Annotated in this window: 17 protein-coding genes; 7 read left to right on the top strand and 10 right to left on the bottom strand. The window is 53.2% G+C overall.

Annotated features, from left to right (window positions below; genetic code table 11):
* Window positions 1–2: 2 nt before the first annotated feature.
* Window positions 3–98, top strand: a complete 96-nt coding sequence (locus HMPREF9412_RS32170) for an IS3 family transposase (RefSeq protein WP_302621999.1) — start codon at window positions 3–5, stop codon at window positions 96–98.
* 137 nt (window positions 99–235) lie between these two features.
* Here HMPREF9412_RS32170 and HMPREF9412_RS20370 read toward each other — a convergent pair whose 3' ends face one another.
* Entirely contained in the window at window positions 236–1,123 is an 888-nt protein-coding gene (locus tag HMPREF9412_RS20370; RefSeq protein ID WP_036672903.1) for a LysR family transcriptional regulator, read from the bottom strand.
* A gap of 133 nt (window positions 1,124–1,256) precedes the next feature.
* On the opposite strand from HMPREF9412_RS20370, the gene HMPREF9412_RS20365 reads away from it, so the two are divergent.
* Window positions 1,257–1,937 carry an O-methyltransferase gene (locus HMPREF9412_RS20365; protein WP_009593580.1) on the top strand — a complete coding sequence of 227 codons (681 nt, stop codon included), beginning with the start codon at window positions 1,257–1,259 and terminating at the stop codon, window positions 1,935–1,937.
* Window positions 1,938–2,095: 158 nt separating this feature from the next.
* Here the strand turns inward: HMPREF9412_RS20365 and HMPREF9412_RS20360 are convergent, their stop codons facing one another.
* The 6 genes from HMPREF9412_RS20360 to HMPREF9412_RS20335 form a co-directional block, all read right to left on the bottom strand.
* Window positions 2,096–5,263 (bottom strand): MMPL family transporter, encoded by a 3,168-nt coding sequence (locus tag HMPREF9412_RS20360; protein ID WP_009593594.1) that lies wholly within the window; start codon window positions 5,261–5,263, stop codon window positions 2,096–2,098.
* Window positions 5,260–5,712 (bottom strand): MarR family winged helix-turn-helix transcriptional regulator, encoded by a 453-nt coding sequence (locus tag HMPREF9412_RS20355; protein WP_009593603.1) that lies wholly within the window; start codon window positions 5,710–5,712, stop codon window positions 5,260–5,262. The genes HMPREF9412_RS20360 and HMPREF9412_RS20355 overlap by 4 nt, the downstream gene beginning before the upstream one ends.
* A 189-nt stretch (window positions 5,713–5,901) precedes the next feature.
* Window positions 5,902–7,098 carry an oxalate decarboxylase family bicupin gene (locus tag HMPREF9412_RS20350; protein WP_009593592.1) on the bottom strand — a complete coding sequence of 399 codons (1,197 nt, stop codon included), beginning with the start codon at window positions 7,096–7,098 and terminating at the stop codon, window positions 5,902–5,904.
* Between the two features lie 193 nt (window positions 7,099–7,291).
* Window positions 7,292–7,846, bottom strand: a complete 555-nt coding sequence (locus tag HMPREF9412_RS20345; protein ID WP_009593588.1) for an HXXEE domain-containing protein — start codon at window positions 7,844–7,846, stop codon at window positions 7,292–7,294.
* Window positions 7,847–7,999: 153 nt separating this feature from the next.
* Window positions 8,000–8,608 carry a TetR/AcrR family transcriptional regulator gene (locus HMPREF9412_RS20340; protein WP_009593606.1) on the bottom strand — a complete coding sequence of 203 codons (609 nt, stop codon included), beginning with the start codon at window positions 8,606–8,608 and terminating at the stop codon, window positions 8,000–8,002.
* A gap of 315 nt (window positions 8,609–8,923) precedes the next feature.
* A complete protein-coding gene (locus HMPREF9412_RS20335; RefSeq protein ID WP_009593590.1) occupies window positions 8,924–9,802 on the bottom strand; it encodes a LysR family transcriptional regulator in 879 nt (292 codons plus the stop codon).
* Window positions 9,803–9,934: 132 nt separating this feature from the next.
* Here HMPREF9412_RS20335 and HMPREF9412_RS20330 point away from each other — a divergent pair, with 132 nt between their 5' ends.
* Together HMPREF9412_RS20330 and HMPREF9412_RS20325 are read left to right on the top strand one after the other, a co-directional pair.
* Entirely contained in the window at window positions 9,935–10,855 is a 921-nt protein-coding gene (locus HMPREF9412_RS20330; RefSeq protein WP_036672897.1) for an NADP-dependent oxidoreductase, read from the top strand.
* A 218-nt stretch (window positions 10,856–11,073) separates the two neighbouring features.
* Window positions 11,074–11,979 (top strand): DUF4097 family beta strand repeat-containing protein, encoded by a 906-nt coding sequence (locus tag HMPREF9412_RS20325; RefSeq protein WP_139084029.1) that lies wholly within the window; start codon window positions 11,074–11,076, stop codon window positions 11,977–11,979.
* A gap of 86 nt (window positions 11,980–12,065) precedes the next feature.
* Here the strand turns inward: HMPREF9412_RS20325 and HMPREF9412_RS20320 are convergent, their stop codons facing one another.
* The 3 genes from HMPREF9412_RS20320 to HMPREF9412_RS20310 all read right to left on the bottom strand — a co-directional run bounded on the left by HMPREF9412_RS20320 (window position 12,066) and on the right by HMPREF9412_RS20310 (window position 14,590).
* A complete protein-coding gene (locus HMPREF9412_RS20320) occupies window positions 12,066–12,767 on the bottom strand; it encodes a MerR family transcriptional regulator (RefSeq protein ID WP_009593595.1) in 702 nt (233 codons plus the stop codon).
* A gap of 131 nt (window positions 12,768–12,898) precedes the next feature.
* Window positions 12,899–13,765, bottom strand: a complete 867-nt coding sequence (locus HMPREF9412_RS20315; RefSeq protein ID WP_009593578.1) for an alpha/beta fold hydrolase — start codon at window positions 13,763–13,765, stop codon at window positions 12,899–12,901.
* A gap of 201 nt (window positions 13,766–13,966) precedes the next feature.
* Window positions 13,967–14,590 (bottom strand): CGNR zinc finger domain-containing protein, encoded by a 624-nt coding sequence (locus HMPREF9412_RS20310; protein WP_009593586.1) that lies wholly within the window; start codon window positions 14,588–14,590, stop codon window positions 13,967–13,969.
* A gap of 320 nt (window positions 14,591–14,910) precedes the next feature.
* On the opposite strand from HMPREF9412_RS20310, the gene uvrA reads away from it, so the two are divergent.
* The 3 genes from uvrA (at window position 14,911) to HMPREF9412_RS20295 (ending at window position 19,692) form a co-directional block, all read left to right on the top strand.
* On the top strand, window positions 14,911–17,412 hold the full coding sequence (gene uvrA, locus HMPREF9412_RS20305; RefSeq protein WP_009593623.1) for an excinuclease ABC subunit UvrA: 2,502 nt from the start codon (window positions 14,911–14,913) through the stop codon (window positions 17,410–17,412).
* 29 nt (window positions 17,413–17,441) lie between these two features.
* The gene (locus tag HMPREF9412_RS20300) at window positions 17,442–19,205 is read left to right on the top strand and encodes an ABC transporter ATP-binding protein (protein ID WP_009593608.1); all 1,764 of its coding nucleotides are present in this window, start codon (window positions 17,442–17,444) and stop codon (window positions 19,203–19,205) included.
* 97 nt (window positions 19,206–19,302) lie between these two features.
* Window positions 19,303–19,692, top strand: a complete 390-nt coding sequence (locus tag HMPREF9412_RS20295; protein ID WP_009593610.1) for a tautomerase family protein — start codon at window positions 19,303–19,305, stop codon at window positions 19,690–19,692.
* Window positions 19,693–19,739 lie beyond the last annotated feature (47 nt).

Raw genomic sequence — 19,739 nt, 5'->3', positions numbered from 1 at the left:
GAATTGAGAAATACATAAGGTTTTATAACCGAGAGCGACCACAGCGGAAACTAAAGAAACTGACGCCGGTAGAGTACCGACGCCAGTTTGCAGCCTAGGTGTTTTTTTTAATGTCTACTAAATGGGGTCTTGACCAAGCAGCATACGGGTTGTTTTCTCTGACAAGGCTCCAAGGAAGAATGCAGGCAAGCTCCAAAAAGTGCAGCTTCATCTTGCCAAACGACATACGGTTATCTTATGGCCGTTCCCGGATCATCTCCACGAAATTCATGGCGGCAGCGGATAACGCTTCATGCTTGCGGGTGCAGACCGCAATGATATTTTGCAGCTCGATGCCATCGACGTATACCTGGCTGAGCTCACCGCGCTCCACGTATTCCCGCACCACGAGCGAAGACACGAAGTTGGCCCCGTATCCGGCAATGACGGCCGTGATCGCTTCATGCAGGCCGTTGAATTGCAGCGTGATACGGGGCGAAGGGGAGCTGTGGGTGCGGCATAAGGCAAATAACCGTTCCCGCGTCGAGCTTCCTTCCTCCCGCATGACAAAAGGCTCTCTCATCATTTCATCCAGGGAGATATGCTGATTGGCATAACGGTGGTCGGGGGAGACGACAAACCACAGCTCATCCCGGAACAGCTCCTCGGTCTGTATCGTATCCGGCGATTCCTCAGGGAGGCCGCCGTATATCGCAAGATCCACGTCCATGTTCAGCAGCTGCTTAAGCGCATCGCTGGAATTCGTGGTGGTAATGCTCATTTCGACGTCTTCGTACCGCTGCTTGTATTTTGCAAGCCAGGCCGGCAGAAGAAAATGGGAGGGGAGGTAGGTTGCAGCCAGTCGGATATGCCCCCTCGAACCGCTGCGGTAATCCCGGCAGAATTGTTCGATCTGCTGCTCCACCGAGAAGAGCCTTTTGGCAAGCGGGAGCAGCTCGGCGCCAGCCTGCGTCAATCCGATGCCTCTGCCCTGCGGCTTGAACAGGGTAAGGGAAAGCTCCTTCTCGAATTTCTTAACCTGTGCCGTTATGGCCGGCTGGCTTATATTTAATAATTCGGCAGCCCGGGTGACGCTGCCCGTTGTGGCAATGACGTGAAACAGCCGTAAGGCATGTAAATTCATATGGAGCCGCACTCCTGTCTAATTTATATATTTTATTTATATAACCTACTTAATTATATATTATTTTTATAATATTAAATCACATACAATGAATGTGTAAAATCCAATTTGAAGTTTAAGGGAGGAAACAGGCATGAAAGCGAATGCGAATGATGCTGCGACTTGGGGCAAAGTGGACGATTATGTGACGGAACATTTGATTCCTTATGACGAGGTGCTGGAGAAGGTATTGGCCGCAAACCGGGAGGCAGGCTTGCCTGAGATCGATGTATCTCCCGCTCAGGGCAAGCTGCTGAACGTGATCGTTCAGATCAAGGGAGCGAAACGAATCTTGGAGATCGGTACGCTTGGCGGTTACAGCACGATTTGGATGGCTAGGGCGATCGGGGCAGAAGGGCGGCTGATTTCATTGGAGCTCGATCCGCATCATGCGAAGGTTGCCAAATCCAACGTAGCGTTGGCTGGACTGGAGGATAGGGTCAGCATCCGCGTAGGCGATGCATTGGCGCAGCTGGAGCAGCTGGCTAAGGAAAAGGCGGAGCCGTTCGATCTGATCTTCATCGATGCCGATAAACCAAACAATCCGAATTATTTGAAATGGGCCTTGCAGTTCTCCAAGGCTGGCACCGTCATCATTAGCGATAATGTCATCCGGAACGGAGAAGTCATCGATTATCACAGCACAGACCCTCGGGTGCATGGCATCCGAAAATTCATGGATCTGCTGTCGGCAGACTCCTCGATTGCCGGCACGGCCATTCAAACGGTTGGAAGCAAGGGATATGACGGGTTTTATATCGGAATTGTGCAGTAGAGGACATAACGGCCCGTACCATGCTCTGAATGCGATAGCCCTGCCCTTACGGGAGAGTAGTATGAAGATTCCGATGTTTGGGAGGAAACGACAAAAGGGCTGCATCCCCCGTATGCCTAACGCGGGTGCAGCCCTTTTTATCGTATTCAAATTGTTAATTACATCTTCAGATCATGTCCCGTTCTGGAAGCGTCGCCCTGTTCCTTAGGGCTGAACGGCCACCAGTTGGCCCGGCCGAAGATGCGAACCATCACCGGCACGAAGAATGGCAGGAACAGGAGTGCATAAAGCACAAGTCCAACCAAGACGACCGTGGCGATCTGCATCATGGACAATACGCCGGATGGATACATGGCCGCAAAGGTGCCGCCAAGAATGACCACCGCGGACAGAATGACCGTGCCCATGTTGCGCATGGCATGGAGAATGGCATCCTGAACGTTCCAAGTTTTGTTCTCGTTGAAGCGTGCCATCAGGAAGATGCTGTAATCCACCCCTAGCGCGATCAGCATGACAAAGCTGAAGAACGGCGTGGCCCAAGTAATGCCGGAATATCCGAAGCCGTGGACGAAAATCATCTCTGTAACGCCGACGGCGGTAAAGTACGTGATGACCAGCGAAATAATCAGGTAGATCGGCATCACGATGGATCGCAGCAGCACGACCAGGATAATGAAGATTCCGCTCAGCATGAGAATCACGGTACGCGTGTAATCTTCATTCGAGATGCTCTGCAAATCGTTGTTGGTGCTGGTAATGCCGTTGATGGCAACCTCGGCGTTCTCCAGCTTCGTGTCTTTTACTGCACGGTCGACGGCTGCCTGAATCTGTTCGACGCTGCCCAGCGCTTCTTCGCTGTACGGATTGGTTGACAGAACCACATCCAGCGTCATCACTTTGCGGTCATCGGACAAGTAGGTATCGAATACCGTCTGGAATTCTTCGTTCTCCAGGGCTTCCTGCGGGATGAAGAATCCGCTGAGATCCTCATCCTGAACGTCCTGAATTTGCTGCAGGTAATCCTGAGCGGAATGCAGTCCGTCCGAAATTTGTTTCAGCCCGTCGGCGCTGGAATTCAGTCCTTCCGTCAGCTCTCCGATCTGTCCGGTAAGATCGCCGAACCCGTCGGCAAGCTGCTTCTGGCCGCCCTGCAGCTGGTCCAGTCCGCCCGTAATGGAAGGGATCTGGCTTACGATTTGGCCCTGCCCGTTAGCGGCTAGCGAGAGGCCGGATTGAAGCTCTGCGATCCCGGACACAAGCTGCTGAAGACCGTCGGCAAGCGCCGTTTGCCCTGCGGCTGCCTTGGCGTAGCCGGCGTTGGCTTCCGATAAGCCTGCCGATGCGCCCTTAAGCTGCTCGGAGATCTGTCCCAACCCCGCGGCCAGCTCTGCCGTGCCTGCTGCCGTTTGGGTAACGGTGCCTTTAATCGTTTGATAATCGATATCCTGAACGAGTTCTGGATGGCTGCTCTCCAATCCCGTGAAGGAGCCTTCAAGTCCTTTCAGAGCCGCGGCAACGCCGCCCAGCTGTTCCTGGATTCCGGCAACGCCTCCGTTTAGGGCCGCTAATCCGGTGTCGAGCTGCTTGTAGCCTTGTAGAAGCTGGTCGTGGGCAGCGGCCAACTCTTTCGCGCTTTGCGCTGCCTTGGCGAGTCCGGCTTTGAGTTCACCGGCACCGGCGCTTCCGCTTTGAATCCCTTTTTGAATGGCGCTGAGACCCTGACCAAGCTCGGTGATGCCGTCCTTCAGGTCGGCCGTTCCCTTCGTCAGCTCTTGCGCTCCCGCAGCAGCCTCATTCAGCTTCGGCGCATTCTCGCTGAGCTGCTTGCCTGCTTCGGAAAGTCCGTTCTGAATTTGGGTCAGCCCGTCTTTGGACTCTCCCAATCCTTCGTTTAACGTTTTGACTTGAGTCGGAATGAGGAAATCGTTGATTTGCTCGCCGGTTGGACGCGAAAGTCCGCGAACGCTCGAAACGCCTTCAACCTTTTCCACTTCCCGGCTGATTTTTTCCGCGAGTCCCATGTACTCCGGCGTATCCATCCGGTCATCGTTCTTGATCACGATGGTGGAAGGCAGCGACTGCCCGGGACCGAAGCTGTCGGAAATGATATTAAAGCCCTTGACCGAATCATAACTCGGGCCGATTTCCTCCAGGCTGTTAAACGACAGCTTGCCGCTGTACGTAGCGAGGAAGGGCCCGACGATGACGGCCACGACGAGCATGGCGGCCCAAGGACGCTTGAGGGAGAAGGAACCGGCCGCTCCCCATAGTTTATTTTCGCTGTGTTCCAGCTTGCCGCGTGACGGCCAGAAGAGTTTCTTCCCGAGGACCGCCATGAAGAACGGCACGACCGTGACTAACGCAAGAAGCATAACCGCGATGCCGATCGCAACCGCAACCGCGGATTTATACAGAATGAACTTGGATAAACCTATGGCTGCAAAGCCGACGAATACGGCAAGCCCGGAATAAAGCACGGTGCCGCCGGCTTTCCGATAAGTTTCGATAATGGCCGATTGGGTATCTTCGGATGTGGTGAGTTCTTCCTTAAACCGGCTGATCAGTAGGATGCAGTAGTCGGTTCCGATCCCGAACATGACGGCCACCATAAAGATCTGGGTGAAGGTGGATATCGGGAAGTTGAACTGGTCCACGAGAAAGGACACAACCGACTGGGACACGAGATAACTGAGTCCTACGGTCAACAGCGGCACGAACGGTGCCACGAAGGAACGGAATACAACGAACAGGATCAACAGAATAAAGATGACCGTAATATATTCCGTTTTCTTCAGGCCTTCCTCGGAGCTGACGATGGTATCTTCGTTGATGAGACCTTCGCTGGTCAGGTAATGGTCGGCTTGAACGCCTTCGAGCACCTGATCGACCTTCCCGGGCAGCTCTTTCACGGCTTCCTCGCCCCCGCTGACCTGAAGCGCGACCATGATGGTCTTGCCGTCTTTGGCAATGAGCGTGTCTTCCAGCTCCGTCTGCGTGAACGGTTCATTTATGGAATCGATGTGAAGGCTGTCTTTATTGTCGTTTAAAGCTTGAACGCCCAGCCGGATGCTTTCTTTATCCGCTTCGCTTAACCCGTCGGGTTTGTTGAAGACAAGTGCAACCTGGTTCAGGGTTTCCCCGCCCTCGCCCCCGGAGGCTTCCTTCAGAATTTCAGCCGCGCGCGAAGAGCTATATCCATCCGGCACGGATAGCTGGCCCTTCTCCCGCACCAGGTCCGCCATGGAAGGCGCGAACATAAACAGCGCGACGGCGGCCACCAGCCACAGCACGATGATGGCCCATCTTGCTTTCAGTATAGCTCTCAATTCTTTCTCCCCCCTGATTCAAACATCAATTGCCCCAGTTTCTCGAACATCGAGATAAACATTTCGATATCTTTTTCTTCAAAATGCTGCAGGTAAGGGGAGATGATCTCCCTTATCTGCTCCTGGGCCGATTCAAAAATCGTATGTCCGTACTCCGTTAAAGTCAGATACACCAGCCTGCGATCCGCTTCGTCCCGGGTCCTGTCGATAATGCCGGCATCCACGAGACGGTTGACGATGGCCGTAACCGAGCTTTTGCCGACCGCGAGAGCTTCCGCGAGATAGGACGAAGTACAGCGATTCATGCCGTTGATCAAGCGGACAACCTGAAACTGGTCGCTGGTGAGGTCTTCGCCGAGCTGCTCCCGGATCTGGGCATTGATCCGCCGCGATACCAGCAGGTAGACATCGACATAACGGTCGATCCACTGCCTTGCTTTGTCGTTCAATGATAGTTCTCCTCTCAAACAGTTCACGTATGAAATAGTTTCATTAATGAACTATATGGCAGAAGGAAGGAAAAGTCAATCTCAGCATGACAGCACATGCAGACTGCCTCGGAATCAAGCCCTTAGGCAGGTCTGCAAGGCCTTTCGATAACGCGGGCAATGTCTGAGACAAAGAAGAGGGATGGAACGTTATCGCGGATAATACGAATATCCCGGATACTTTACGACAGGCCACTTCTCCTTGCGCAAAGCATCGGTGACTTCGTTTCCGACGTTCAGGTTATCCCGGACCAGGTCCCGAGGCGTCAAGGCCATCCATTGATTCAAGGATATATCCTCGAACCGGTCGCTTCTGAACATTTCCAGAAACCATAAGGATTCCGTGCCAGTATTCTGTATGTAGTGACCGAAGGCAAAGGGCACGTAACCGACGTCGCCGGCTCTGTAATCGAAGGTCCGAGCTGCTCCATTGCCGGCGAATACGGTCATTCTTCCCTGCCCGGTCAAGTAATACTGCCATTCGTCCTGATTCGGATGCCAATGGAGCTCCCGCATGGCGCCAGGCTTGATCTCGACCAGCGCGGCTGCAACGGTTTTGGAGATCGGGAAATTGCGGGAATCCACGATCCTTACGCTTCCGCCAGGGGTTATGATCGGTTCCTGCGCCAACAGCCGGTGCTTGAAGCTGAGCGGCACCGTTCCGTAGGGAGATTGCACCTCCTGGCTGGCAAGCGAACCCGGTACCTGGTCTTGAAAAATATAAACCTGCTCCTTCGGGATATGGGCAAACGCGTTCTCCGGCACGCCGAAGTTGGCGGACAACACGTCCTTAGGCGTGTGGGCAAACCAGTCGGAGATCGATAAGGTGTTCAGGTCCGAGAAGTGGCCGTCGTCAAAGACCAGCAGAAATTCACAGCCTTCCTCGAGTCCTTGGATCGAGTGGGGGAGGCCGGCCGGAAAATACCAAAGGTCGCCCGGTCCCACATCCGCTATAAAATTCCTGCCGCTTGCATCCATGGCCGTAATCCTGGCGCTGCCCCATATCATATAGGACCACTCCGCCTGCTGATGCCAATGCAGCTCCCGAACTCCGCCGGGCGTCAGGCTCATGTTCACGCCGGCCAGCGTGGTCGCAATCGGCAGGTCCCGTACCGTAATTTCCCGCGACCAGCCGCCATGATTCAGCTGCATATGCGTGTCGGAGAACGACATTTTCAGATTCGGCATCAAGCCCGCATCCGTGACCGGAGGTACTAGCATGTCGGGATTCTCGATATCCCTCATCACATCCCGCGGACCATAGTCCGGCCCGCCTGCACCGTCGCTGCGAATCGGCTGGGGTATACGGCCGGCATTTTCTCGTTTCTGGTTCTGATCCTCCATCATCGGTATCTCCCTCCATATGGTTTGTACGTAACGTATCCGGTTTAACTGCCATCCATTAAGCTTATGAGCCGGCGCTTGGCTAATATGTTGAGGAAAACGAAGTCGTCCAGGGAGAGATTCGCAATGACATATCTCACGTTTAATCGAAAAGAGTGTTGACTTTTGAAAGCGCTGTAATGCACGTTATCGGAGCCTACGTATTTATGCGGTGCGGCGCGATCCGTTTCCCAAGCGTTAAACCGAACCAGACCAGAAACAGAATGAGCGGCATGGAGATCAAAGTTCCCATTACGAATGCCGTGGCATCAACGATTCCAGTGGACAGCAGGCGGTTAAGCGCATAAAGTCCGTATGGAATTTCAAGGACCGCAGCTGTAATGACGCCAGGGGTGTATGCCTTCAGCGCGATTGAGGCGCCAACATGTTTCACGCCGTCCAGCAGGAACACCGTAACGAAGCCCGCGAACAGGGCGTTAGACGGGCTGCCGATATGGAAGGTATGCGCCGTTAGAAACGTTACGCAGGTGAGAACGATGCCAATCAGCAGTACGGCAAAGGAGAATTGCAGGGTGATGTTCTTATCCCACGGAATGGATACTGGCGAAAATTTCGTGATCCAGGGGCTGTTCTTGTTCTTCCTGAGCCACCATTCCATCGTGGCAATCTCTTCCCCGTCGTGAATGAAAAATACAACCGGCAGCAGCCACAACAACATGACGAAATTCCAATCCGGCATGAATGACAGCATAATCCTCATTTCTCCCTTCAATCTAACCATATTAGCGATGCCTAAAGAATAGAAACTGAGTAAATACTCAATTTCAGAGGATAAAAGAAGCCGATGCGGCATGCTATATACGGCCATCAGCTTTTTGTACTTCGCTCTTCACCTAGAAAAACGTTATGATCCGGATTCTTCGCCCATCCCATGCAGCAGCAGCCGGACGAGCTCGCGAATATAGGATTCGTCCCCGAGCGGGAGCGCTTCCTCTCCGAAACGGGAATGGAGCATGCAATAGACCAGGATGGAGGAGGTCATCATCATCATGGCAACCTGAACCGTGTGTTCCGGTTGATGATCGGGTCCCGCTGTCTGTCTGAGCATGCTGCTGCCTGCTGCCCCAAAACCTCCGATCAGCCGCGATACCTCTTTTGATACCTCGGCATCCCTTATGAGTTCAGGTGACCAAATGAGCATCAGATAATCCATGTTCGTCCTGAGGAATTGGAGATATGCCATGCCGTATTGAAACAGGGCCTCGTCCGCAGGAAGCTTCGACAGTTCCCCGGCATCCTCTTGAAGCTGCGCAGCAAAGGAAAAATTGTTCACAAGAAAGAGCAGCAGCTTCCGTTTATCACCAAAGTGGTAGAAGATCAGTCCTTCGGCCACGCCGCTTTCGGCCGCAATCTCTTTGGTTGTCGTTGCATGGAATCCCTGCTGGGAGAACAGCTTCAGAGCGGCGTTCAATATCCGTTCCTTCTTGGCATTTCGACGGGTTGTTGTTGGCATAGGCAGATGTCTTTCTCCTTTGAAATGAAATAGGCAAAGCTTCCTTGCGGAGCTACCGGTTTCCATGGATGCTAAATAGTCATGAGCGATGAATTCGAAAAAACTGAGTGTTTACTCAAAAGTATAATCATTCCCCAAATATTGTCAACCCTCGAAATATCAAAGCAGGGAAAGATCATTGTAGTCTTGTTCTACCAAGGTCCACGGACAGACGCGTGCCCAAGTGAGAATAGCCCGAGAATGAAACGGCGCTGCAGGGTTTGGAATTTCGATAACATAAAAAATCCACGTCGTTTACGACGTGGTGGTTATGTCTCAATTACCGTGATCCGCGTAATATTCAACGAGGTAATCGCGGAAGGAAATCGCGGCCTTGGACAAGTATCTGGATTCCAGCCATGCGATTTGAAATACCCGGCGTGCGAGAGGTTCTTGAATGCTGAGCTTCGTCAGCTTTAATTCCTCGCTGCTTCTGCATTCCCCGATTAAAGCCACGCCAAACCCCGAACGGACCAGATCAGCGATGGTCCTAGGGTCTTCCACCTCGCAGACGACCTTCGGTTGAAAACCGGCTTGCTTGCAAAACTCGTTATTCATCTTCTGATACGGATGGCCTTCTTTATAACCCACAAAGGCTTCTCCGGCAGCCTCAATTAAGCGGATGCGATTGTTTCCGGCTAAGCGGTGGGTGGGGGGAACGGCCAAGAACACCTCTTCCACGTGCAAAGGCAAGCTGCGTATATCCGGATGCCGAACGGGCATGGAAGTCAGAAAGAAATCCACTTCATTATGTTCAATCGTCTGAACCATATCCTCCATCGAGGACTGGATAATGTGAAAGTTGATCTTCGGATGCTCGCGCAGAAACAAGCGTAAAGGCTCGCGGAGCTGCTCCATGTTGGATAAGGCCAAATGAATGCGCCCATGCTCCAGCCCCGCAAGATCTTCCACTTCCCGCCGTCCCTCTTCCAGCAGCTGCAGGGCAGCTTTGGCTTTCGCCAAAAATGCTCTGCCGTACGGATTGAGACGGATTTGCCGGCCTTGGCGTTCAAATAACGGAACCCCGAGATTCTCTTCGAGTCTGGAGATGGTTTTGCTGAGCGCAGGCTGAGCAATATGGAGCTCCTCTGCGGCTTTGGTCATATGTTCAAGCCTTGCTACGGTAACAAAATACTTCAGCTGCAACATTTCCATTACGGTTCACCGTCCCTGCTTATATACTCCAGTATATATATACATAGACTATTTTGTATTTTTTATTATCTATCGATGATTATAGAATGGTCTCAGATACAAGATCAAGCGATGCAGGAAAGGATGATCGATATGAAAGCAGCTGCGTTCAGTACGATTGGACCGCCGGAAGTTTTGCGCGTTATGGACTTCGACGATCCTCAGGCCGGCAACGGCCAGATAAGAGTTAACATCAAGGCGGCAGGCGTGCAGCCGGCCGACTGCGGAATCAGGGGGAGCGGCTGGGCGCCGCCCGGTGTGACATTGCGGATGCCGCAAATCCTCGGTAACGAATTCGCCGGAACGGTTGATCAGGTAGGGGAGGGAGTGACGGATTTTAAAATGGGGGATGACGTCATTGGCTGGTCATTGCTCGCTTGTTACGCTGAATATGTCGTGGTCAGCGCAGACCAAGCTGTACGGAAACCCGATTCGATGCCATGGGAGGAAGCGGGTGCCTTGACCGCATCGGGGCAAACCGCCCATACGGCACTTGCGGTGCTAGGGATTGGCCATAGGGATACGGTTTTGATTCATGCGGCAGCGGGAGGAGTCGGCTCTTTTGCCGTCCAGATCGCTCGAGCCTGGGGAGCGCGGGTCATCGGGACCGCAAGCGAGCGAAATCATGATTATCTTCGTTCGCTGGGCGCCGTTCCCGTTGTTTATGGACCAGGCCTTGTAGACCGGGTCAAGGCTTGCGCAACCGAGGGAGTGACAGCCGCGCTTGATGCCGCCGGCGAAGAGGCGCTGCGGGCCTCGGTGGAGCTTGTCGGCGACCGGAGCCGCATCGGAACGATCGTGGCCTTCGATCTGGTGGAAGAATTGGGGGTGCGCCCCATCCGCAGCCAGCGCTCCAAGGATCGATTAGCGGAACTGGTCCAAATGTATGATCAAGGGAAGCTGAAAATCCATGTGTCGCAGACGTTCTCGCTGAGCGAAGCGGCGGAAGCGCATCGTGCCGTGGAATCCGGCCATGTGCGGGGAAAGGTCGTGCTGCGGATAGGCCAGCCATGAGATCCTCGCATGATTTTAGAGAAAAGGGATGTTCCAAGAGTAGATCTTATACTGCGGGAACTCCCGGGCAACAGCGATTGGAGGAATGATTCGTACGTGCATCATACAAAAGACGGAGGGGGTGTCCCAGACTAAGGTCCAGGAAGAAACTGGTCCGCGGCAGCGTGTGAACTTTTCCCTCCACGATATAATGGACATATACATAAACAGGAATGGACGTGGAGGATTTGAAGAGAAAACAGAGCATGATGGCCGTGAAAATTTCGTCGCTGTTGATATTTGCCGTGCTGGTCGGATGCGATGCTGCCCTAAATGCAGATGAATCGGTAAACCGGGAGCTTGATAAATTAGCGCAAATCGGGAACCTAGCCGGCGAATCGGCGATAGCCATCAGCGATCAAGTAAAACGGGAAGGGAAGGAGTTCGAATGGACGACGGCTCAGGAAGCCGGCACGGCCGAGGGACTGGTCATCGACCATGCCGTAGGCAATATCGAGCTTATCGCGGTACCCGGTAGCGAGGTCAACGTGAAAACAACCGTATGGTTCAACGACAGTTTTTTCAAGAACGATAACATTCGCACCCAGGTGACGGAGCAGGCCGCTACCTCCTTGACGCTCCAGGATGGCATGCTGGAATTAAGGACGCATCCTAGAGACGACTCCGGCATTAGCCTGTGGGACTGGTCGCAGAAGCAGTTCGGCGATTCCGGATTCATGATTGATTATGTGATCGAGGTACCGGAAGCCCTGCAGAATATCCGCATCAAGAATGATGTCGGTAAGGTAAGGGTGAACGAGTTGAAGGGGGCTTTCGAGCTGCAGCTGGGAGCCGGGGAAATTCAGCTCAACCAAACGGAAATCACGGGCAGCTCCAGGATCGTATCCGGAGCGGGCAGCATCAAGCTGGATCTTAAGCAGATCGACACGGACGGCTCGCTGACGGCCAACACATCGGCAGGCAGCATCACCGCTGCGTTCGCGCCGTCCATGAAATATACGCTGGATACCGAAACCGAGCTGGGACAGATTACAGGAGCAAGCCGGGGACAGAGTGACGTCAACGGCGGCGGAGCGAAAATATCCCTGACGACCTCGGTCGGTTCCATCAAGGTTAATCCATAAGCGGCACATACACACAAACAAACCCGGATGAGGCTCCGGGTTTGTTTTTTTGATACAGCAAAAACCAATGTGCGAATGGATAGCGATTACATTAACTTCAATACTTGGCACAACTGATATAAGTAGTGCACGCCGCGTATTTGGTTATGATTGAGGTAGTTGAGGTACACCAGCGTGTCCTTGAGGACCCGTCTGGCGTTATGAACCTGATGATGCTCGAGCTCTTGCAGGACGTCCTTGATGACTTCAAGCGGGTAATTGGCTGAGCGGAGAATCCGAATGATCATAATCTGCCGGATTTGGGCACCATCGAATTTCCGGTAGCCGTTATCCTGATCCCGCGGCAGGATAAGGACGCCCTCCTTCTCCCAATGGCGGATGGCCGAGGTGGGAACGCCGATCTCGGCTGCAACCTCCCCGATGGTCAGCTCTTTCTTGCGGCCTCGGGCATCGACTGCGTCAAGCTGCTCCGTTTCCAGAATGCGGATGGTGCGCTCCGCAAGGATTTTATCCTGCTGGAGGCGGGCCTGGGCCTCGCTTACGATCCAGAGCGCATCATCCAGCTCCCTTTCCTGCAGCTTCTTCATGACTTGCTTCGTCACGTCTACGCCGAAACCGGGGAACATGGCGCGGATGCACTCGAAATAAGCGGCATGCTCCTCGGTATATAACCGGTAGCCGTTCGGCGCACGCTCGGCAGGAGGGACGATTCCCCATTTCTCATAGTGCTTGAGCGCACTTGTGGTGATCCCCAGTTTCTTGGCGATATCAATCGGTCGGATGCCCATGATGTCCCCCCCTACCTCATTCGGATCTGCCTGAATCCTTACTTATTGGGGGATTGTATCATGAAGTGCGTTTCCGTGAAAAGACGGATGAAAAAATAGCTTGTCACCTTGGGTTTGAATCATGCTCAGAATCATTGCCGTTCCAAAAATGCCCGGATGTATTGAACGATTTCCGGTCCATGGGATTCCAATGCAAAATGACCGGCCCCCTTCAGGAGATGCAGCTCGGCATGAGGCAAATCACGCAGATACGGATGGGCGCCGTTCTCAGGGAAGATGTGGTCGCCTTGCCCCCACACAATCAGGGTTGGCGGCTGAGCATGGCGGAAATATTGCTGCCAAGCCGGATACAAGGGAGGATTCGATCCGTAATCCAGGAACAAATCCAGTTGAATTTCCTGATTGCCTGGACGGTCGAGCAGCGCTTGATCCAAGGTATAGGTGTCCGGGCTGATGAGGGAGGCGTCAGCGACTCCATGCGTATACTGCCACTTCGTTGCCTCGATGCTGGTTAGCCGGCGCAGGGTCTCGCGTTTATCCGGATTCGCGGGATCTTCCCAGTATGCTTTAATGGGATTCCAGAATTCTTCGAGTCCCTCATGGTAGGCGTTCCCGTTCTGAATGATCAGGCCTCGGATTCGCTCGGGATGTCGCGCCGCGATCCGGAACCCGACGGGTGCACCATAGTCCATCAAGTACATGTAGAAGGTCCGGATATTTAATTGTGCCAGCAATTCTTCGATGAGCTGACTGAAATGGTCAAAGCTGTACCGGAACTGATCATGTTCTGGCGCGCTGCTGTAACCAAATCCCGGATAATCAGGTGCGATCACATGATACTGATCGGCAAGGGCCGGAATCAAATGACGATACATATGGCTGGAAGTCGGAAAACCATGCAGCAGTAATACGACAGGCGAGCCGTGAGCTCCTGCTTCACGGTAAAAAATGTCCAAACCGTTGATTTGAGCCGTATGATACTGGACTTTATGTTCCATTGGATAAACGCCTCCTTGAATACCTGCGATTTTTTTATGAAGCGATTGCTATTTAGATCCTTTTGGCTGGTCGTTATGTTTGTAGAACACCTCTTTTCATTTTATTAACCATCATAACTAACTTAAGGGTATTATATATCCCGAAAATTAACCTGTAAAGTTTTATTTTGGGTATTAAAAAAGGAATCTTAGACGGTTTATCTAAGATTCCTTCGTTTGTTGTTTCTGACGCTCCAGATAGGCAGCGACCTTCATGCGGTTTCCGCATGTTTTGGGGCTGCACCAGCGCCTTGTGCCGTTTTTGCTATTGTCGTAAAAGCGAAGCACGCACGCCGGATTTTCGCATTTTTTCACCAGCTTCAAGTCATGGGTCGTTAAAAAATCAACGGCGGATACGGCGATCGGGCTCAGCAGGTCGAGCGGCTTCCGAAAAAGCATCCGGCTTTTGCGGCTGTAGGCGCTGCCTTCGGCCACAAGCACGGTGCGCATGATTTGCTCCTTCAGCAGCCCGTTAATGAACTGCAGGCTTGCTTCCGTTGAACTCTCGTTCGCACTGCCCGGCTGAATCAGATGAAAGAGGTGTTCGCGGAGCAATCTGGCGGACTCCACGATCCGGGCTTCCTCTTCGTTGCCGTTATACACCGCTTTGCGCAGGTTGCGTTCCACCTCCGACAGCAGGTTCGCCTTCACCATCCAATCCAATAAAGAATCGAATGTATCCAGCAAATCCAGCGGCTGACCGCTGACAGCGATCTTGGTATTCACGAAATCCAGCACGGGATGGTTGCCAATAAAATAAAATTCGGGTGCGATTTTTTTCGGCATGGGTACCTCTCCTCTGAAAACACATACGTAGATATCTATAGCCTATTATAAAGTCAACTGCAGTGCATAGACAACCAACAGGGCTTCAAACATTGTACATAAACCTTAAAGCTCCGTGACGGCTTTCGCCGTTATAAACAGTGATGGAGCAACCTTTGCAGGTTTGAAATTTTGTACTTGCATCAATGTTGTAAGATGGGTTTGTAAAATGAAGGATTGGAGCTAAGCTTCCAAACGAAAGCGTACGCTTTCGAAACGAGTTTCATGGCGAGGGCCTTAAATGAAGCTATGCTCCGCAAAACTTTTAGGAGGTAGGGAAGATGGAAGGAACGATTAAGATTCGCGGTGCCAGGGAGAACAATCTGAAAAATGTTTCGCTTGAGATTCCAAAATACAAACTGGTCGTCATGACAGGTCCGTCCGGCTCGGGCAAGTCTACGCTGGCCATGGATACGCTGCAGCGGGAATGTCAGCGGCAGTACATGGAATCCATGGGCATGGTGTCGGACTCGGTCAGCAAGCCGAAGGTGGATTCGATTGAAGGGCTCTCCCCGTCGATCAGCGTGGGTCAGCACATTACGAACCGAAACCCGAGATCCACCATCGGAACGGTGACGGATATCTACACGCTGCTCCGGATACTGTTTGCCAAGCTTGGGGAACGAAGCTGTCCTTCCTGCGGCGACAGGGTGATACCGAGCGTGGACGGAGAAGCCTATCACGGTCCCTCTGACGAGGAAGAGATCAGCGATTCCCACGAGACGGTTCATTGTAGGCGATGCGGTCATGGCCTCGACAAATTGACGATGTCGCATTTTTCCTTTAACAAGCCGGAAGGCGCATGCGAAACGTGCAGCGGACTCGGTCAAACGGTCAGCCTGAACCTGGATGCCGTGTTCCAGCTTGACTTAAGCCTAAGAGACGGCGGGGTGGCAATATGGTACAGCGCTCTCACCGATTATAACATCAGCATTCTGAAAGCAGCAGCCAAATATTACGGGTTTGTGTTCGATGAGTTTATGCCGCTTCGGGATTATGGCGACGTTCAGCGCGATCTCCTGTATTACGGCGTGGAGAGCGAGCCGTTCAGCCGGCATTTTCCTGACGTGAAGCCGCCGAAGTCCGTAGGACAAGGCAAGTACGAGGGCGTAGTCACAGGAATATGGAGAAGGTACCGGGAGAAGGGGAGCGAGTCCGGAGAAGCGTCCCTGTTTCATGAGCATGTCTGTCCGGATTGCCACGGAACAAAGCTGAAGGAGGACAGCCGCCGCGTCCGGATTGACGGCGTCTCCATTAACGAAGTTAACGCATGGTCGATCGGGGAAGCGCTGAATTGGATGGAGGCGCTGCTGAAGAAGCTGACGGCGGACCAATTAACGATCGTGGAACCGCTCATTTATGATTCCGTCGTGAGACTAAAGCGCATCATGGATGTCGGGCTGGGTTACATGTCCATGGAGAGGCAGGTCGTCACGATGTCGGGCGGGGAAGCCCAGAGGCTGCGGCTCGCATCGATTCTGGGCTCCGGCCTCACGGGCGTGCTGTACATTTTGGACGAACCGACGACGGGTCTGCATCCCAAAGATACCAGGGGACTTATCCAGGTTCTGAAACAACTGAGGGATCTCGGCAACACGGTGCTTGTCATCGAGCATGACGAAGAAGTGATGCGGGCCGCCGATCATATCATTGATATCGGACCGGGTGCGGGAACGATGGGCGGCACGGTCGTCGGTCAAGGAACGCTGGAGGAATTGATAGGGAATCCCGAGTCCGTGACCGGATCGTATTTCCGGGATCCCACGATGCTGACGGCTCCGAGTCGGCGCAGGACCGGAAACGGCAGCCTGCTGACGATTGAGGATGCACATCTGAGAAATCTGAAACATATTACGACCTCTTTTCCGCTAGGCTGTCTCATATCGGTGACAGGCGTATCGGGATCCGGTAAATCCACGCTTTTATTTGATCTTCTGGCGGAATCCGGAAGCGATCAATCAACTCCAATCGGCTGCAAAGCCATCACGGGCTGGGAATCGGTGGGACAGCTGATCAAGGTTGACCAATCGCCGGTATCCCGAATGCAGCGCTCTAACATTGCTACCTATACGGATGTTTACACTCATATCAGAAACTGGTACGCCAGCTTGCCGGAAGCTAAACAGAATCAATTGACGGCCAAGCACTTCTCCTTTAATACGCAAGGCGGGCGCTGTGAGACATGCCAAGGCCTTGGCGTCGTGTCCGTGCATATGCACTTTCTTCCGGAGCTGGAAGTACGCTGCCCGGACTGCAAGGGCAAGCGCTTCAAGGAAGAGGTTCTCCGCGTGACTTTTAACGGTTACACCATCTCCGATATTTTGGATATGACGATTGAGGAAAGTCTTGCCCTGCTGGAAGTGAAGCCAAAGATCATGGAATTGACCCGGCTGCTCTGCGATGTCGGACTTGGATATTTGAAGTGGGGACAATCGGTGAGCACCCTGTCGGGCGGCGAGGGACAGCGGATCAAATTAGCAAAGGAACTGAGTAAAAAAACGAAAAACCACACGCTCTATTTGCTGGACGAACCCTCGACCGGGCTTCACCCGGGAGATGTCCGGCAGCTTCTCGTCCTGTTAAACCGTTTGGTGGATGCGGGGAACACCGTGATTTTGGTTGAGCACAATCTGGACCTGATCTGGAATTCCGATTGGATCATCGATATCGGGCCTGGCGGGGGAGCAGCCGGCGGATCGCTGGTGGCGACAGGAACACCCGAAGAAGTGGCTGCAGTGGTAGCCTCGTTTACCGGCCGCTTTATCAAAGAAATCTATATGTGACAGGTTGAACGAGAAGGGAGGAAGTTTGTATGGAGCAAACCGTAGATGAGAAAGGCAAGGTAACAAAAACCACGGTTCGATATTTTATCAAGCTGCTGCGTTCTTCGGGCATTCCGAAGCTGGTGCTCTTTCTGGCGATCGTATTAAGTTTGGTCGGGGCGGTGACGGGACTTATCGTCCCGCTCATCACCGGCCAGCTCATCGATAATTTTGCCGCAGATGCGTTTAATATTCGCATGGTCGGCTTTCTGGCCGTCCTCTTCCTGCTGGAAGCCGTGGCCAGCGGACTTTCGTATTATATGCTTGCCTATGTCGGGAACCAGACGGTGAACAAAATTCGGAAACGGCTCTGGACGAAGGTGCTGGCCTTGCCGGTTCCGTTCTTCGACAAGCATCGCTCGGCCGAGACGATGAGCCGTGTGACCAACGACACGAATGAAGTAAAGACGCTGATCACGGATCATCTGATCGCTTTTTGCTCGAATCTGCTGACTGTTCTGGGGGCCGTTGCGATCCTGTTTTACCTGGATTGGCGGATGACCCTCATCATCCTGATTGCCGTTCCGGTCGGGTTCGGCATTTTGATGCCCATCGGCGGTAAAATGTACAAAATCTCCATCAGCATGTATGGACAGCTGGCCCAGCTGTCCGCCATGCTGACCCAGGTGATCGGCGAGATCAGGCTGGTGAAAGCCTCCAATGCAGAGCGGAGGGAGGAGAAAAGCGGGTATGAGGATATGGACAGCCTGTACCGTTTCGGCATGAAGGAAGCCAAGATTAACTCGGTTCTGATTCCGTTGATGTCGATGGTCATGGTCGTTCTGCTCGTGGTCATCATCGGATACGGCGGCGTTCGCGTTTCTTCCGGTGCGCTCAGCGCCGGCGAGCTGGTATCGTTTATCCTGCTGCTGTTCCAAATCATGTTTCCTTTCAGCCAGTTCGCCACGTTTTACTCCCAGCTCCAGAAGGTGATGGCGGCAACCGAGAGATTGCGGCTTATCCTAGAATTCGAACCGGAGAGCGATCATCGTGCGGTGCGACCGGCACCGGAAGGCCATCGGAACGTTGAATTCAAAGAGGTTACGTTTGCTTACCATGAAGGCGAAACGATTCTGTCCGATGTGTCCTTTTCCATTCCAGCCAAGAAGGTCACTGCCCTGGTCGGGCCCAGCGGCAGCGGCAAAACCACGGTATTCTCCTTGATCGAGCGGTTCTATGCACCATCCGGCGGGGAGATTTGCTTCGGCTCGGAAGCAATCCGCGATTATACGCTGGAGTCCTGGCGGCGAAAGCTCGGATATGTGTCCCAGGACAGCCCGCTCATGACCGGAACGATTCGGGACAATATCGTTTATGGACGGGAGGAGCCGGTCTCCGACGAGGAGATTGCGGAAGCAGCGAGGCTCGCCTACGCGGAAGGGTTTATCGAAGCTCTGCCGAGAGGGTACGACACGGAGGTTGGCGAGCGGGGCATCCAGTTATCCGGAGGTCAGCGCCAACGGGTCGCGATTGCAAGGGCTTTGCTGCGGAAACCGGACATCCTGCTTCTGGATGAAGCGACGGCAAGCCTGGACAGCGACTCGGAGCACGAAGTGCAGAAGGCGCTGAACAATTTGATGGTGGAACGCACGACCGTGGTCATTGCCCATCGGTTATCGACCGTCGTCGAGGCGGACCAGATTATTGTGCTTGAGAAGGGTCATATTACGGGAAGCGGTACGCATGAAGAATTGATCCGAAGCCATCCGTCCTATGTCGAGTGGGCGAAGAAGCAGTTCCAGACCGGGGAATAGGGACGGGGCAGGAAGGATTATTTACTGCCTGAAACGAATATAACGACAAAGTGACATAGCCTTTAGTTTAGATGAGTTTAGAGGAGATGAGCAGAGCATGGCGCAGATCAAAATTTACGGCGTCCGGGAGCAGCTGAACCCGGTGAAGGAGCAGCTGTCGGAAGTGATACATTCGTGCGTGGTAGACGCATTTGAACTTCCGGCGGATAAGAAATTTCATCGTTTCTTCCCCATGAGTCGGGAGGATTTCCGCTTCCCTGACGGGAGAACGGATCGTTACACGGTGATCGAGATCAGCATATTTGAAGGCCGGACGGTGGAGGCTAAGAAACAGCTGATTCGATTGCTGTTCGAGCGGATTCAGCATACGCTGCATGTTTCTTCCCAGGATGTGGAGATTACGATTTTCGAAACGCCGCAGCACAACTGGGGAATCCGGGGGCTTCCCGGGGATGAACTGGCTTTAGGGTATAAGGTGAATATTTAGAGGCTTAGCCTAGTCTTACAATTGCAAACAAGCGCTCGATTACCGCT

Source organism: Paenibacillus sp. HGF5 (genome assembly GCF_000204455.1).
Taxonomy (GTDB): Bacteria; Bacillota; Bacilli; order Paenibacillales; family Paenibacillaceae; genus Paenibacillus_AQ; species Paenibacillus_AQ lautus_A.
This window is presented reverse-complemented; position numbering and strand designations above follow the sequence as displayed.

What these genes read in the sequence shown, in the direction of transcription:
- HMPREF9412_RS20370 (WP_036672903.1), bottom strand. Translation starts at nt 1,123, where the DNA reads ATGAATTTACATGCCTTACGGCTGTTTCACGTCATTGCCACAACGGGC.
- HMPREF9412_RS20365 (WP_009593580.1), top strand. Translation starts at nt 1,257, where the DNA reads ATGAAAGCGAATGCGAATGATGCTGCGACTTGGGGCAAAGTGGACGAT.
- HMPREF9412_RS20350 (WP_009593592.1), bottom strand. Translation starts at nt 7,098, where the DNA reads ATGATGGAGGATCAGAACCAGAAACGAGAAAATGCCGGCCGTATACCC.
- HMPREF9412_RS20345 (WP_009593588.1), bottom strand. Translation starts at nt 7,846, where the DNA reads ATGCTGTCATTCATGCCGGATTGGAATTTCGTCATGTTGTTGTGGCTG.
- HMPREF9412_RS20340 (WP_009593606.1), bottom strand. Translation starts at nt 8,608, where the DNA reads ATGCCAACAACAACCCGTCGAAATGCCAAGAAGGAACGGATATTGAAC.
- HMPREF9412_RS20335 (WP_009593590.1), bottom strand. Translation starts at nt 9,802, where the DNA reads ATGGAAATGTTGCAGCTGAAGTATTTTGTTACCGTAGCAAGGCTTGAA.
- HMPREF9412_RS20330 (WP_036672897.1), top strand. Translation starts at nt 9,935, where the DNA reads ATGAAAGCAGCTGCGTTCAGTACGATTGGACCGCCGGAAGTTTTGCGC.
- HMPREF9412_RS20320 (WP_009593595.1), bottom strand. Translation starts at nt 12,767, where the DNA reads ATGGGCATCCGACCGATTGATATCGCCAAGAAACTGGGGATCACCACA.
- HMPREF9412_RS20315 (WP_009593578.1), bottom strand. Translation starts at nt 13,765, where the DNA reads ATGGAACATAAAGTCCAGTATCATACGGCTCAAATCAACGGTTTGGAC.
- HMPREF9412_RS20310 (WP_009593586.1), bottom strand. Translation starts at nt 14,590, where the DNA reads ATGCCGAAAAAAATCGCACCCGAATTTTATTTTATTGGCAACCATCCC.
- uvrA (WP_009593623.1), top strand. Translation starts at nt 14,911, where the DNA reads ATGGAAGGAACGATTAAGATTCGCGGTGCCAGGGAGAACAATCTGAAA.
- HMPREF9412_RS20300 (WP_009593608.1), top strand. Translation starts at nt 17,442, where the DNA reads ATGGAGCAAACCGTAGATGAGAAAGGCAAGGTAACAAAAACCACGGTT.
- HMPREF9412_RS20295 (WP_009593610.1), top strand. Translation starts at nt 19,303, where the DNA reads ATGGCGCAGATCAAAATTTACGGCGTCCGGGAGCAGCTGAACCCGGTG.